Annotated in this window: 13 protein-coding genes; 10 read left to right on the top strand and 3 right to left on the bottom strand. The window is 60.9% G+C overall.

Annotated elements, in window-relative coordinates; translation table 11 throughout:
- Positions 1-27: 27 nt before the first annotated feature.
- Positions 28-1,479, bottom strand: a complete 1,452-nt coding sequence (locus HB780_RS12650) for an aldehyde dehydrogenase (RefSeq protein WP_183688200.1) — start codon at positions 1,477-1,479, stop codon at positions 28-30.
- A 246-nt stretch (positions 1,480-1,725) separates the two neighbouring features.
- Between HB780_RS12650 and HB780_RS12645 the strand changes: the two genes are divergently transcribed.
- Positions 1,726-2,625, top strand: a complete 900-nt coding sequence (locus HB780_RS12645; RefSeq protein WP_183688199.1) for a helix-turn-helix transcriptional regulator — start codon at positions 1,726-1,728, stop codon at positions 2,623-2,625.
- Positions 2,626-2,640: 15 nt separating this feature from the next.
- Here HB780_RS12645 and HB780_RS12640 read toward each other — a convergent pair whose 3' ends face one another.
- Positions 2,641-4,797, bottom strand: a complete 2,157-nt coding sequence (locus HB780_RS12640; protein ID WP_183688197.1) for an acetate--CoA ligase family protein — start codon at positions 4,795-4,797, stop codon at positions 2,641-2,643.
- Positions 4,798-4,810: 13 nt separating this feature from the next.
- Positions 4,811-5,650 (bottom strand): p-hydroxycinnamoyl CoA hydratase/lyase, encoded by an 840-nt coding sequence (locus tag HB780_RS12635; protein ID WP_183688195.1) that lies wholly within the window; start codon positions 5,648-5,650, stop codon positions 4,811-4,813.
- Positions 5,651-5,975: 325 nt separating this feature from the next.
- Here HB780_RS12635 and HB780_RS12630 point away from each other — a divergent pair, with 325 nt between their 5' ends.
- The 9 genes from HB780_RS12630 to HB780_RS12590 all read left to right on the top strand — a co-directional run bounded on the left by HB780_RS12630 (position 5,976) and on the right by HB780_RS12590 (position 13,581).
- Entirely contained in the window at positions 5,976-6,464 is a 489-nt protein-coding gene (locus tag HB780_RS12630) for a MarR family winged helix-turn-helix transcriptional regulator (RefSeq protein WP_183688194.1), read from the top strand.
- A 678-nt stretch (positions 6,465-7,142) separates the two neighbouring features.
- On the top strand, positions 7,143-7,859 hold the full coding sequence (locus HB780_RS12625) for a PilN domain-containing protein (RefSeq protein ID WP_286202936.1): 717 nt from the start codon (positions 7,143-7,145) through the stop codon (positions 7,857-7,859).
- Complete coding sequence (gene gspM, locus HB780_RS12620) at positions 7,856-8,461, top strand: type II secretion system protein GspM (protein ID WP_183688190.1); 606 nt, start codon at positions 7,856-7,858, stop codon at positions 8,459-8,461. The genes HB780_RS12625 and gspM overlap by 4 nt, the downstream gene beginning before the upstream one ends.
- A 44-nt stretch (positions 8,462-8,505) precedes the next feature.
- A complete protein-coding gene (locus HB780_RS12615) occupies positions 8,506-9,009 on the top strand; it encodes a hypothetical protein (protein WP_286203044.1) in 504 nt (167 codons plus the stop codon).
- Positions 9,006-9,908, top strand: a complete 903-nt coding sequence (locus HB780_RS12610) for a hypothetical protein (RefSeq protein ID WP_183688187.1) — start codon at positions 9,006-9,008, stop codon at positions 9,906-9,908. The genes HB780_RS12615 and HB780_RS12610 overlap by 4 nt, the downstream gene beginning before the upstream one ends.
- On the top strand, positions 9,905-11,521 hold the full coding sequence (locus HB780_RS12605) for a GspE/PulE family protein (protein ID WP_183688185.1): 1,617 nt from the start codon (positions 9,905-9,907) through the stop codon (positions 11,519-11,521). Before HB780_RS12610 ends, HB780_RS12605 begins: the two co-directional genes overlap by 4 nt.
- Before the next feature lie 2 nt (positions 11,522-11,523).
- A complete protein-coding gene (locus HB780_RS12600; RefSeq protein ID WP_286202935.1) occupies positions 11,524-12,735 on the top strand; it encodes a type II secretion system F family protein in 1,212 nt (403 codons plus the stop codon).
- On the top strand, positions 12,732-13,217 hold the full coding sequence (locus tag HB780_RS12595; RefSeq protein WP_183688183.1) for a GspH/FimT family pseudopilin: 486 nt from the start codon (positions 12,732-12,734) through the stop codon (positions 13,215-13,217). Before HB780_RS12600 ends, HB780_RS12595 begins: the two co-directional genes overlap by 4 nt.
- Positions 13,207-13,581 carry a type II secretion system protein gene (locus tag HB780_RS12590; RefSeq protein ID WP_183688181.1) on the top strand — a complete coding sequence of 125 codons (375 nt, stop codon included), beginning with the start codon at positions 13,207-13,209 and terminating at the stop codon, positions 13,579-13,581. Before HB780_RS12595 ends, HB780_RS12590 begins: the two co-directional genes overlap by 11 nt.
- The last annotated feature ends 3 nt before the right edge of the window (positions 13,582-13,584 follow it).

The raw sequence follows: 13,584 nt of genomic DNA, 5'->3' as shown, positions 1-13,584 counted from the left end.
CCTGCCGGTCGAACGCCGCAATGCGGCTCAGATCGGATAGTGGCGCGTGCCGGATGCCAGCGTGATCCAGCGCAATTCAGTGAATTCATCGATCGCGGTCTTGCCGCCAAAGCGGCCGTAGCCGCTCGACTTGGCCCCGCCGAAGGGCATTTGCGGTTCGTCGGAAACGGTGGCTTCGTTGATATGGCAGATACCGGCCTCGATGCGCCTGGCGACGGCCAGCGCCTGGTTGATATCGCGGCCGAACACTGCCGAGGACAGTCCGTATTCATTGTCGTTGGCAATGGTGACGGCCTCGTCGACGCTTTCGACGCGAATGATCGCCGCCAGCGGCCCAAAGCTTTCCTCCCGGTAGAGGCGCATGGCGGGCGTCACATGATCGACCACGGTCGCATCCACCAGCATGCCGTTCGCATGCCCGCCACAGACGACGACCGCTCCCTTTTGCAAGGCGTCGTCGACGAGCGCCTTGATGCGTCGCACCGCCTCGGCACTGATCATCGTTCCGAGCGGCGTGTTTCCCTCGCGTGGATTTCCGGCCACGAGGGTCGAGGCCTTCGCCTTGAATTTCTCGACGAATTCATCGGCGATCGCGTCGAGCAGGATGATGCGCTCGGTGGACATGCAGATCTGGCCCTGGTTCATGAAGGCACCAAAGGCGGCGGCACGGACAGCCTCGTCGATATCGGCATCCGCGAGCACGATAAAGGGTGCCTTTCCGCCGAGTTCGAGCAAGCAGCGTTTCAGATGCCTCGCCGCTGTCTCGGCAATGATCCGACCGACGCGCGTCGAGCCGGTGAAGTTGATCCGGCGCACAGCGGGATGGGCGATCAGCGCCTCCACGACGGCAGCGGCATCCTTCGGAGCGTTGGTGACGACATTGACGACGCCCGCGGGGAGACCTGCCTCGCGCATGACCTCTCCGATCAGGCAATGGGTCTTCGGGCAGAGTTCGGAGGCCTTGAGTACGACCGTATTGCCGCAGGCAAGCGGCATGGCGATTGCCCGCACGCCAAGGATGATCGGCGCATTCCAAGGCGCGATGCCGACACAGACGCCCGCAGGCTGGCGCATGGCCATGGCAATGTTGCCCGGAATGCCCGAAGGGATGATCTCGCCCGTCACCTGGGTCGTCAGCGCTGCCGCCTCGCGCAGGATATCGGTGGCGAGATCGCAATTGATCCTGGCCCAAAGGGCGGTCGCCCCGGTCTCTCCGACCATCGCCGCCACGAAATCAGCTGATCGTGCAAGGAGAATGTCTGCCGCCCGGTTGAGCAGTGCGCGGCGTTCACCAGGACCTAGTTCCGACCAGGCGGGAAAGGCGGAGGCGGCGGCATTGGCCGCCCGTGCTGCGTCAAATGTCGAGGCCGCCGGCGCGATGGTCGCGACATCGCCGGTCGCCGGATCAAGGCATTCGAAGGTGGATGCATCTGACGCATCCGCCATCTCGTCATTGATCAGAAGCTTTGCCACAAACATCGCGATCGTCCAGTTTCCCGCAGGTCGTCCCTGCACCCTGCGTTAATGGGAGAAAGCGCACACGATCGGGCGCGGCCGGGATACGGCTTCGCAATTGGTATCTATTGTGTGGAGTCCTCCTCCCAGAGGCTCATGAGATGAGACTACGCCATTGCAAAATGGAAGGAATGTGTTTTTCTGGGTTAATATTGCAATTATCTGGCATTCCCGGATACGGAATCGCGATGCCGGCAGGAGGAGGGGCCTATGGTTTCCGAAGGCGGCATCCATCATCATGCGCATGGCGAGTGGCGGGAGCCATCACTGTCGCAGCGGACGCTCCGTTTCCAGAAAGGGATCTATGCCGATTTCCACCATCTGTTTCTGCTGCAGGCGGGAACGGCCACGTTACTGTTCGAGCCCGAGGAGCAACGATCGTTGCAAGGGCCGGCGCTCGCCTATCTGCCGCCGCAGGCGCGGTGCGAGCTGCGCATGGCGGCTGGTGCCGCAGGCTTCCTGATCGGCGCGTCGCCACAGATCATGGTGGACGCGATCGGTGACCAGGCAGAATCCTATGCGCTGAGGACTTTCAGCGAGCGGCTCTGGCTGACGGACGAGCCAAGGCTGCATGCCGTCGAAGAGACGCAGCCGCTGGTGGCGGGCTTCGTGCGGGAGCTTGGCGACCCCTCGCGCGCTTCGTGGATGGTCATCTCCGCCTATTTGCGGCTGATCCTCATGACGCTGTGGCGCACCGGCGGCAGCGAGGCGGCCGAGCAGCGCGGCCGTGGCGGTGGCGCCTCGATCCTGCAGCGATACCGGCAGTTGGTGGAGATCTGGTTCCGGCAGCACCGGCCGATCAGCGATTATGCGCGGGAGCTTGGCGTTACCACCGATCGCCTGCATTCGATCTGCTGTGGCGCGCTTGGCCGCCCGCCCGTCCAGCTCCTGCATGAGCGCGTCGTCCAGGAGGCGAAGCTGCGGCTGGAGCGCTCGGCTCGCACGGTTCAGGAGATATCCGACAGTCTCGGTTTTCGCGACCCCACCTATTTCAGTCACTTCTTCAAGAAAAGGACCGGATTTTCACCCGCGACCTATCGCGATTTCGCCAGGAAGACGGAAGTCGCCCGGAGTGATATGCTCTCGTCGGGCTATTCCGACTGGCCTTAAGGATCTTTCGACGGCTCAGGTACTGGCGGGCAGGGATGCGGTCAGCATCAGGGCGTCCAGCGCCACCGCACCTTCGCCGTCGGGATAGATCACGACGGGATTGAGGTCTATTTCCCGGATCGTCGGCTCGGCGAGCAGCAACCGGCCGAGCGTGGCGATGATCCGGGCGGCGGCACTGACGTCGAGCGGCGGCGAGCCACGGAAACCGCGCAGCAAAGGCGCATTCTTCAGCCGATATAGCTCGCGGATGATGGCGTCATCGGGCAGATCTGGGGTCAGAATGCGGACATCCCTCAGGATCTCTGCCGTAACGCCGCCGAAACCGGCCAGGATGACAGGCCCCCAGTCCGGATCGTTGCGCGCGCCGATGATCAGCTCGATGCCGCGTTTACCCATGGCTTCGATCAGCACGCCGTCCAGGATCAGGTCTGGGCGATGGCGCGCGATATCGGCGTGCAGCTTTGCCCAGCCCTCCTTGAGGCTGGCTGCGTCCGCCAATCCGATGATGACGCCACCCGCATCGCTCTTGTGGCTGAGATCGGGCGATTGAGCCTTCAGCACGACCGGATAGCCGATGGCGGCCGCCGCCGCGAGGGCCTGCTCGAGGGTTGTTACCAGGCGTCCTTCAGGAAAGGGAATCCCCAGCGGCGCCAGGATCTGCTTGGCGCGATATTCGGGGGCGACACCTCCTTGCGAGGGGAGACGGGCAATCGCGACCGGCGGCGCGGTGGACGCGGTAACGTCGCGCGCCGCAAATTCGTCGATGCGCTTCAGCGCCCGGAAGGCGCGTTCGGTCGAGGGGAAATAGACGATGCCGAGCGCGCGCAACTGCGCGATATAGTCCGCCGGGATGGGGGCACCCTCGTCGAGGCCGGCGAAGATCAGCGGTTTTGCCGGCTTGTGCTCGCGCACGGCTTTCAGGATCGGCGGCAGCTTGATGGCTGACGTCACCGGGTCCGTCTGGATGATGCAGGCGACAATACTGGCAAAACGGTCATCGCCGAAAAGCGCGGTGAGCGTCCTGTCATAAAGGTCCGGCTCGACAAGGCCCTGTGCCGTCATATCCAGCGGATTGCTGACGCCGACGAACGGCGGCAGGACGGCGCGCAGCGCTGGCGCGGTATCGTCGCTGATGATGGGAAGATCGAGCCCGAGTTCCTCGCACAGATCGAGCGTCAACGCCTTGAACGCGCCGGATTCGCCAAGCACGGCGGGGCCTCCGGCGGGAAGTATCGGGCAGCGCAGGGCGATCTCGGCGATGTCGCCAAGCTCCTCAAGCGTTTCAGCCAAAATGACGCCGGCGCGCGCGACTTTGGCGCGCATGACCTGATAGTCGCCGGCCATGGCGCCTGTGTGGGTCGCGGCAGATTCACGGGCCGCACTGCTCCGGCCGGGATGAAGAAGGACGATCCGCTTTCCTTTTGCGCTTGCTTTACGCGCCGCGGCAAGGAAGCGGGCGGGCTTGCGGAACTGTTCGACGATCATGGCGATGACCCGCGTGGAGGTGTCCTCCACCAGAAATTCCACATAGTCCTCGACACCGCTTGCGGCTTCGTTGCCGGTGGAAATGGAATAGGAGAGCCCCAGATCGCGGCTGGCGTAGGTCACGCCGAGAACAGCCGCCATGGCGCCGCTCTGCGACACGATCGCAATGCCCGGCCGGTCGCCGAGTTCCTCTGCAACAGTTTCGATGAAGGTCAGCGGGATGCGGTCGATATGGTTGACCATCCCAAGGCAATTCGGCCCCTCGATCACCATGCCGACCTCTGCCGCGATGCGGGCAATCTCGCGCTGATCGGCCAATCCTTCTTCGCCGCCCTCTGCAAAGCCCGCTGAGAAGATGACGGCCGCGCCAACGCTGCGGCGGGCAAGTGCCTCGATGGAGGCAAGCACGGCTGCGCGCGGAACTGCAAGAACCGCCGCATCCACCCCGTCCGGCAGATCGTCGATCGAGGCGAGGCAGGGCCGGTCGCCGATTTCGGTTCGTTTGGGGTTTATAAGATGAATGACGCCGGCATAGCCGCTGCGGTCGAGATTGGACAACACTGAGGCGCCAAGTGCGCCGGGCTTGTCGGAGGCGCCGACGATCGCCACCGATCTCGGGCGCAGCAACCGTTCCATCGAACCACCCGGGAGAGTTGATGGAAGCCGGCTAATGATCTCGACCGTCATGGTAGGGCGCTCCTCAGGCCTGATGCTTGGACTTGTCGTAGGCACCAAGACCAGGCTTGTAGGTCTTGTCGTCGATGAATTGTTTGATGCCTTCCTTGCGCCCCTCGTTGTCGTAGCTATTGGCAGCCTCCTGGGCGCGCACCAGGTAATCCTCGGCATTGTCGTAAGGCATCTCGCGTACGCGGCGAATGGCGTCCTTGGTGGCCTTGAGGGCGACGGGGTTCTTTTGCAGCAGAATGTTGGCGACGTCGGTCACGCGCACCTTCAACTGCGCAAGCGGCAGGGACTCGTTGACGAAGCCCCATTCGGCCGCCTTCCTGCCGTCAATGTTCTCGCCTGTCAGCGCATGGTACATGGCATTGCGAAAGGATGTCAGCTCCGTGGCCACCTTGGCGGCGCCGCCGCCGGGCAGGATGCCCCAGTTGATCTCGCTCAGCCCGAATTTGGCTTCATCGGCGGCAAAAGCGAGGTCGCAGGCAAAAAGAGGCCCGTAGCCGCCGCCAAAGCACCAGCCATTCACCATGGCGATGGTCGGTTTCTGATACCAGCGCAGCCGACGCCACCAGCCATAGCTTTCGCGCTGCGCCTTTCGTGTGCCTTGCAGGCCGTGGGCCTCGGTCTCGCGGAAATACTCCTTGAGATCCATGCCCGCGGACCAGGCAGTCCCCTCGCCGGATAGTACCAGCACGCCAACGTCGGCCCGAAATTCGAGCTCGTCCAGAACCTCCATCATGCGCCGATTGAGCGCGGGGCTCATGGCGTTGCGTTTTTCCGGACGATTGAAGCTGACCCAGGCTATGCCGGCTTCAACGACAAAAGCCACGGTGTCTTTTTCGGAATTTTCTGTTGTCATGATGGTGTCCTTCTTGCCGTACGGGCCTGCGCATCAAAAGGGAACCGGCCGCAAGGTCGCGACCTGCATGGAATACGATAAGCCTCACCGGGGGCCGGGTGGGCCGCAGTGCAATCGAAATGAGACGCTCCACGTTGGGCCACGCGAACGCGCGGCGGTCAACGAGCGGAGATAGCTGTTACGTCGCTGATCAAATGATCGCAGCGCGCCTGCCGGTATTCTTCAAACGGGATTCCTCCAATACCGGCATATGACCTCCGTGCCGATTATGTTATGTCTCATAGCATTATTTGATTGTTATGCGCAATAGCATTATAGGCGGATTATGGATATCGACGCCCGCACATCGAAATTGACCGACCCGCTTGAGACCCTGCTTGGCTATCAGCTGAGGAGGGCATCCAACGTGATGATGGCTGACCTGGGCTCAAGGCTTCAGGCCATCGAACTCAGGCCAGTCGAAGCTTCCATTCTGACGTTGATCGACGCCAATCCCGGCTGTACCCAGAGCGATCTCGGACGTAGCCTGGGCATCCAGCGTGCCAACATGGTTCCCCTGATGGTCGGGCTCACCAAGGCTGGGCTCGTCGACCGGGCTCCGGTCAGTGGCCGATCGCAGGCTCTTCGCCTGACGAGGACCGGCATGGAGAGGCTGGAGATGGTGCGCGCCATCATCGAGGCACACGAGGCACGGTTTCGGCGTCTTTTCGCACCGGAGTTGCGAGAGGCGGCGTTGGAGGTGCTACGAAGCATCCGGGAAGAGGGCGATGGGCCGCCGCGCCAGGATAATCCGGAGCTCGCGATCGTTACTTGAAGAGCTTCTCTATAATCTGCCACGGCTCGTCCTCCTGTCATGAGGATCGATCCACTCGAGCAACCCTCGGAAAATCAGCGTAGGACGAGCCGCCTCAGCCGCGAAGACGGACATACAGTCTTACGTTTGACGTGACGGTGCTCTGCTGGAAGTTTTATTCTCAAAATGGCTAAGATCTGCGGGAATCGGAGTGGCGCACGCCTTGCCAGACATATCCACGGCTTGTGAAAGGCCATGCTTTTTTTCATATAGAAATCGGCATTCGGATACGATCTACAGCTGGCCTCCCGGATCGCGAACACGCGAGCCGCATGCCCGATGAGATCGGAATTTCATACAAAGTAACGGCAAGTTGGGGATGAGTTGTAAATGGATTTCCCCATAATCCTCGACGGTTTGGATTGGCTTTCCAGGCTATGCAAGGATGGAAGTCCGAAGACCATTACGACCCGATCGCATGTTGGCACCGTAACCGTAGTCGTCCACCGCCATGGATGCGTTGTGGATGTCGAAACACCGGCGGGCCTTCGCACATCGCACACGCTAGGCCCCGAAGACCTGCGAGACCTCCTGGCTTCCCTCGACCGACGGATGCCTGTTCTTTTGAGGCTTGCACCTGATCGATATTTGAAACGCCCGTTGTCCGGCAGGGTTCTTCCTTACGGCCGGGCTCGCACGATGGCCTTGATCGATATCGAGGAAGCCCTGCCGTTTCTGCGCGACGATTCCTACGTGCTCTTGCCTGGAGATCTGCGTGGAGACGGGACCAGCTATGCCGTGGTCCGCAAATCCATTCTCGATCCGATCATCGCAGCGATTGGCGGGGCCGGCCATGCGGTGTCGGCGATCGCCTTGGACACGGAAGGTGAGCCTGAGTTCGTCAGCAAGGCAAGCCTCAAGTCCATGTACACCCTCCCTCGGCGCGTCAGGCTTCGCAGGCAGCTGTCAGGCGGCGTGCTTGGAGCCGCCATCATTTTGTCGGTAGCAACATTCGCGCACGCCTATCTGCGAAACGCATCAGCGATATCACGCCTGGCGGAGCTCACGGATACCAAACAGACGCAGGCATTGGCCGTCCGGAAAAAATTGGAAAGGCGACAGCTGGAACAGAAGCTGTTGCAAGCGGCGCGCGCGGGCAAGGCTGAATCCATTCCGGTTACGATGATTTGGGAGGAGCTGACACGGATCCTTCCCGATTCAACATGGCTTACAGATATGTCGATCCGGGAGGATCAAGTCACGATCGCCGGGTTCTCCAATTCGGCGGCGGACCTGATCGCGATCCTTGGTGCATCTCCCTTGTTGTCAAATCCCAGTTTCGCCTCTCAGGTCCTGAGAACTCCCGGGCAAGAGGGAGAACGATTTTCCATCCAGATGCGAATAGCGATGCGATGACCGGTTTGTTGATCACTGTCATGAACTTGCCGATCATGGTGCAACGGCTGATCGCCATTTCGGCGGTGGCGCTCGGTGTCACCCTGACATTGGCGACAGCCTGGGCCGCCGTTGCAATCATCGATCAGCAAAGCGATGAAATCACCGAGGCCAGGCATGCCCTGGCTCGCTTCGACCAATTGATCGCCCTGGACGGGACGCTCTCCAAGGAACCTGTCGCAACGAATGCCTCTCAGGAATTTCTAGCCGGCGCGACCGAACCAGTCATTCAGGCCGAACTGCAGAACAAGCTCAACTCTCTCGCCGGCACCGCCGGCGCAACTGTGGTGTCGGCCGGTGGTCTACCGACTCTCGAAAAGAACAAGGTCAAATATGTCGGCGTTCGTGCAAGCCTGCAGGGCCGCCTCACCGCCATCCACGCCATCATCCTCCAACTGGAAGCAGAGAAGCCTTACATCATTGTCCGGGAGTTGATCCTGAACGGAACAAGCGCGGCAAATGGCGGGCGATTGGCCGAGCCGATCGAGCTCAGCGTGCAATTGTCGTTTTTCAGTCCCCTCAATCCGGCCGAAACAGTGGCGATCGAGGGAGCAAGGCCGTGATCAGATTGTCGGCTCGCAAATTGCTTTGGATGCTCCTTTCCTTGGTGATTGTCTCGCTTCTGGCACTTAATTTCCGCCTTTTCCGCAGCGATGTCGACATCACCGCGCTTGCCTCGGGCGTCTCCGGTCCCGTGGCGATGGACAGCACTGCAATCGCCGGAGACGTCATCCTTCGCAACGGCTCTGCCCTCTCGCAGACGCTCTCAAGACCCCTGTTCAGCCCGACGCGACGGGAGTTCGCTGCGCAAGAAAAGCCGGTCCAACAGCAGGACACAGCCTCCGTCGACAAGGGTGCGGCCATCATCACCCGACCGGCAATCGCATTTCAGGGCACGCGCACTATCGAAGGAGAGCGCCGGGCACTGGTGCGCGTCGAAGGGAGCCAAGCCGCCGAATGGCTCCCCATAGGAAGCAAGATTGCCGGCTGGACGATCACCAAAATCGGCGCAGGCAATCTGATACTCGCGCAGAAGGACGAAACGATTTCCTATGATCTGTTCGCGGCGGGCGAGAGCGGGCAGACCGCGACCGGTGAGGTCGAAGAATGAACGCCGCAGACGGCGATCATCCACAATCAGGCTTTGCACTGGTTGCGGTACTCGGACTGGTGCTTGTCGCATCGGCCATCCTTGTTCCGTTCTCGATATCGGCCCGCCTGCGGGCTCTGACCGCCGAAAACGCACTGCGCTCCTTCCGCTATTCGCGGATCGAGAAGACGCTTTCTCTCCATGTTGCAGGACAGCTCGCCAAGCGGCTCAAGCATGGCGATATCGACATACGCCAGGCGGACGGCGTGTCGCTTTGCGGCCTGGGCGAATACTCCATCGCTTTGGGAGTGCAGGATCACGCCGGCCTGATCGACCTCAACAAAGCTGGTATTCCCCTTCTGGAGCTCGGTTTCCAGGCGTTGGGCTTTTCCGAGGAAAACGCGTCAACGCTCGCATTGGCAACGGACAATTACAGACGACCGGATCGCCGAGCCGAGCGAGAGCTTCCCGCCGACCTCATCGGCGAAACCGGCTACAAGCATGCGGTATTCGAAGATGTGATCGAGTTGCAGGACCTCGTCGCTTTGCAGTTGGTATCGCCCGCCGCCATCGCGAATGTCTTTACCGTGCAGACAGGCAGCCGAACGCTCTCCAGCAAGGCTGTTCCCGATGCTATCGGCCGCATTTTGGAATCGCGGGCATCCGGGTCGTTGCCTCTGATCGCATCGACGGCCAAGCCACGCGCCGTGACCATTTTCGTGCGGCTCTTCCGCAACCAGAAACTGGAAGCCAGTTCGGCTACGGTGTTTGATCTCGCCGGCGACGGCTTCGCCTACGTTGCCTCGATCCCCACTGTTCCCGAGGAAGCGGAAACGACGGCCTATTTCGGCCGGGACCTTCCATGTGGAGACTTCGTTGCCGAACCAATGCTGACGGCAGTCACGGATGCGCTCAAATGACAAAGGAGCAAATGACTCCGGAGGCTTTTCTGACCGCATTGGAGGCGGCGGGGCACCTCACGTCCGAAGCCGTGCAGCGCGCGCTTTCCGTCCAGGCCGCGACGAGCCACCCCGTCGATATCGTTATGCGCGAGCTGGCATTCATGCCGGATGCACAGCTAGCGGAAGCCATGGCGCTCTTCTGTCAATGCGATTGCTGCACCGTCATTGCGGGCGTCGATGAAGAGCTGCTGGAGCGCATTGGAACAGTCTTTGCGCAGTCGAATGCAGTCATACCCTGCCAGAGCCAAGGCGACAGTATCACGCTGATTGTAGCGGACCCGTTTGCATCCTCGACCATCGAGGCCGTTTCCTATCTTGCCGATCTTCCCGCCACCATCAGCGTCGCTCCGCGCTTACTGATCGACGAATTTTTTCGAGAACGGGCCAAGGGCCAAAATTCATCCGAGACTACGGACTTCCAGGATAGCGCCGAGGCGGAGGATGTAGACCGCCTGCTGGATATTGCCCGTGAGGCGCCGATCGTGAAGTTCGTTTCACGCATCCTGCAGCGGGCGGTGGATGAAAAGGCAACGGATGTGCATATCGAGCCGCTTGAGGACTCGATCAGGATTCGCCTGAGGAGAGACGGTCTGCTCGATACGCTGGAAATTGTGCCAAAGTTTAACGCGGCGGCGGTGACGAGCCGCATCAAGATCCTGTCCCGCCTGAACATTTCCGAACGCCGGCTGCCACAAGACGGCCGCCTCAGGGCTTCGATCCGAGGACAGGAAGTGGACTTTCGTGTTTCGGTGATGCCAAGCATCCACGGCGAAACGATTGTGCTGCGTATCCTTGACCGCTCCAATATCCGGCTGGATCTGGCGGCTCTCGGTTATCAACCCGAAAGCATGGCGACGATCGCGAGGATCGTGCGACGGCCGAACGGGATCATGCTCCTGACGGGTCCAACGGGCTCGGGCAAGACGACAACGCTCTATTCCATCCTCAGCGACATCAACGATGCCAAATCGAAGATCTTCACGGTGGAGGATCCCGTCGAGTACCGGCTTGCGGGAGTAACGCAGTTGCAGGTGGAACCATCCATCGGCTTGACCTTTGCCACGGCCCTTCGTTCGGTCCTCCGTCAGGATCCGGACATTATTCTTCTCGGTGAAATCAGAGATCCCGAGACGGCGAAGATTGCTGTGCAGGCAGCGCTGACCGGCCACCTCGTTCTGTCGACACTGCACACGAACAGCGCGGCCGGCGCCATCAATCGGCTGCGCGAAATGGGTGTCGAGAGCTATCTGCTGGCCGCGACGCTCCGGGGCATCATTGGTCAGCGCCTCCTCAGAAAAGCATGTCCGGATTGTTCGGGACACGCGGCGGGCGTTCGCTGCGAGACATGCAATGGCGCCGGTTATTCCGGCCGGCGGGCGGTCTACGAAATACTGGAGGTCACGGAACCGATACGCGAGGCGATCGGCCGGGATCTGATCCAGAGCGAAATCGAAAATCTGGCGATCAAGGAGGGGATGCGTCCGCTGGCGCAACAGGCGCGTGAACTGGTTGCAGCAGGCATTACCACCGTCGCCGAAGTCTCGCGCGTCGTCGATCTGCAAGGAGAGTGAGATTGCCCAATTTCTCCTATGTCGGTTTCTCGAAGGACGGCACCAGGAAGCGCGGTATGCTGGAGGCTTTGAGCGAAGCCGAGGCGCGCCTGCGGCTGAGAGCTGACGGTCTCAAGGTTCTCGAACTCTCCGAGGCGCGCCGACCACGCTCCAGAATATCGTTTCCCGTCGCCCGCATACTGCCTGTAAAAGCGAATTTGGAACGATTTTTTGCCGATATCGCGATGCTGATGGATGCTGGGCTCGGCCTGGACCGGGCCTTGAAGGCCATGGCTGCCGATCAGGGCAACAGGGCCAATTGCATGCTCGCTAAGGAGCTGATTGAACGGCTTGCCAGCGGCAAGGCCCCATCGGAAGCGTTCCGGGCCATTGGGGGGACGGGTCAGGACATCGCGGCTTTGATCGCGAGTGGCGAGCAGACCGGGAAGCTTCCCGTCATCTTTGGGGTCATCGCAAACAACCTGGAGCGACAGCGCGCGCAACGAAGCCAGATTACAGAGGCCATCGCTTATCCCGCCTTCCTCGTTCTGATGATGTGCGCCGCGTTGTTGATCGTGACATTTTTCCTTGTCCCGGCGATCCTTCCCATATTCGAGGGGGCTGGTCGGCCGGCGCCGTTGATGATCCGGTCTCTCGACGTCCTGAGGGGTTTGCTGGTGAATTGGGGGCCGGTATTGGCGCTCACGCCCCTGCTGGTGGGTCTCCTCGCGCTGCGAAGTACCCAGCGAGCACGGTTGAAGGCTTTCATCTCCAACGCAGCCATTTCACTGCCACTGATCGGCGCGTTCATCCGAAAGCAGGGTCTCGCCCGCTATCTCCACAGTCTGGCACTGTTGCTCGGAAACGGCGTCGAAATGCCGAAGGCTTTGGCTTTTGCTGCGGCAACCTGCCCGATCGCGGCCTATTCCACGCCATTGGAAACCGTCCGTGAGCGTGTATTGAGCGGCTCGCGGCTGCCGGACGCGCTCGGGGAGGCTGCGATATTTCCCACCGCGGTCGTATCGCTCGTCGCAATCGGAGATGAGGTCAACACGCTTTCAACCGTTCTGTTCCGCTCCGCCGAGTTGCTGGAGGGAGAGGCTTTCCGCTCCCAAGGCCGGCTTCTCGCGCTGATGACGCCGGTCATAACCATTGCCATGGGGGGCCTCATCGGCGGTCTGGTCATCTCGGTCATGAGTGCGCTTCTCGGTATCAACGATCTGAGTTTGCAATGAGCACAACGGGACCGGGAACAGATGGGTACGAAGCCGGCTTTTCGCTTGTCGAAATGCTTGTCGTGCTCGCAATCATCGCAGTCACCGCTGCGATTGCCTTTTCCTCGTTCCCGGCAAGGCAGATGGCCGCGTCTCCGGAGAGCGTGATCCGGGATGCGGGTCATCTTGCCCAAATGATCCGAATGGAGGCGATCAATCGCCGTAGGGAGCTTGCTCTGCAAGTCGATGTCCAGGCAAAAACAATTGCCGACGCCGATGGCAGGCGGCGTATCCCCATCCCGGCATCCGCGACCGTCGAAGTTGTCACGGGTCGGGAGCTGACCCGGTCGCAAAGCCAGGCCTCGATTGTCTTTTTCCCCGACGGCACATCGTCCGGTGGCGCCATCTCTCTTTCGAGCGACGGCTCTCCAAAGATGACACTTCGAATTCCCTGGCTGACGGGCATCCCAACGATCATGTCGGGAAATGACGATGACAGGTGATCCCGCCACGCATGCAGAGGAAGGCTTTTCGCTGATCGAGGTTCTCTGCGCTTTCGTGATCCTCTCGATCTCGGCGGCAATCGTTCTGCAGACGGTGCAACTCGCGGCGAAGAGCTCGGCCATGGCGCAAGAGAAGATGAAGATCCTGACCGCCGTGCCGAAGATCGAACTCGCGATCACGACAGCCGAGGCAGGAAACAGTTCTTCACCGCGGGGCGAAACAGACGGCCTTCACTGGGAGATAGAGCCCGTACCCTTTGCCGAGGAGCAGGATGACGAGGGGATGGCGCGCTTGCGCGTGTTTCTTCCCGATGGCGAGCGCCACTACGACTTTTTGATCAATTACCGCCCGAGATTGCCGTGAAGA

Source organism: Rhizobium lusitanum (assembly GCF_014189535.1).
Lineage (GTDB): Bacteria > Pseudomonadota > Alphaproteobacteria > Rhizobiales > Rhizobiaceae > Rhizobium > Rhizobium lusitanum_C.
The sequence above is the reverse complement of the archived record's forward strand: the minus strand, read 5'-3'. Positions and strand labels throughout refer to the sequence as shown.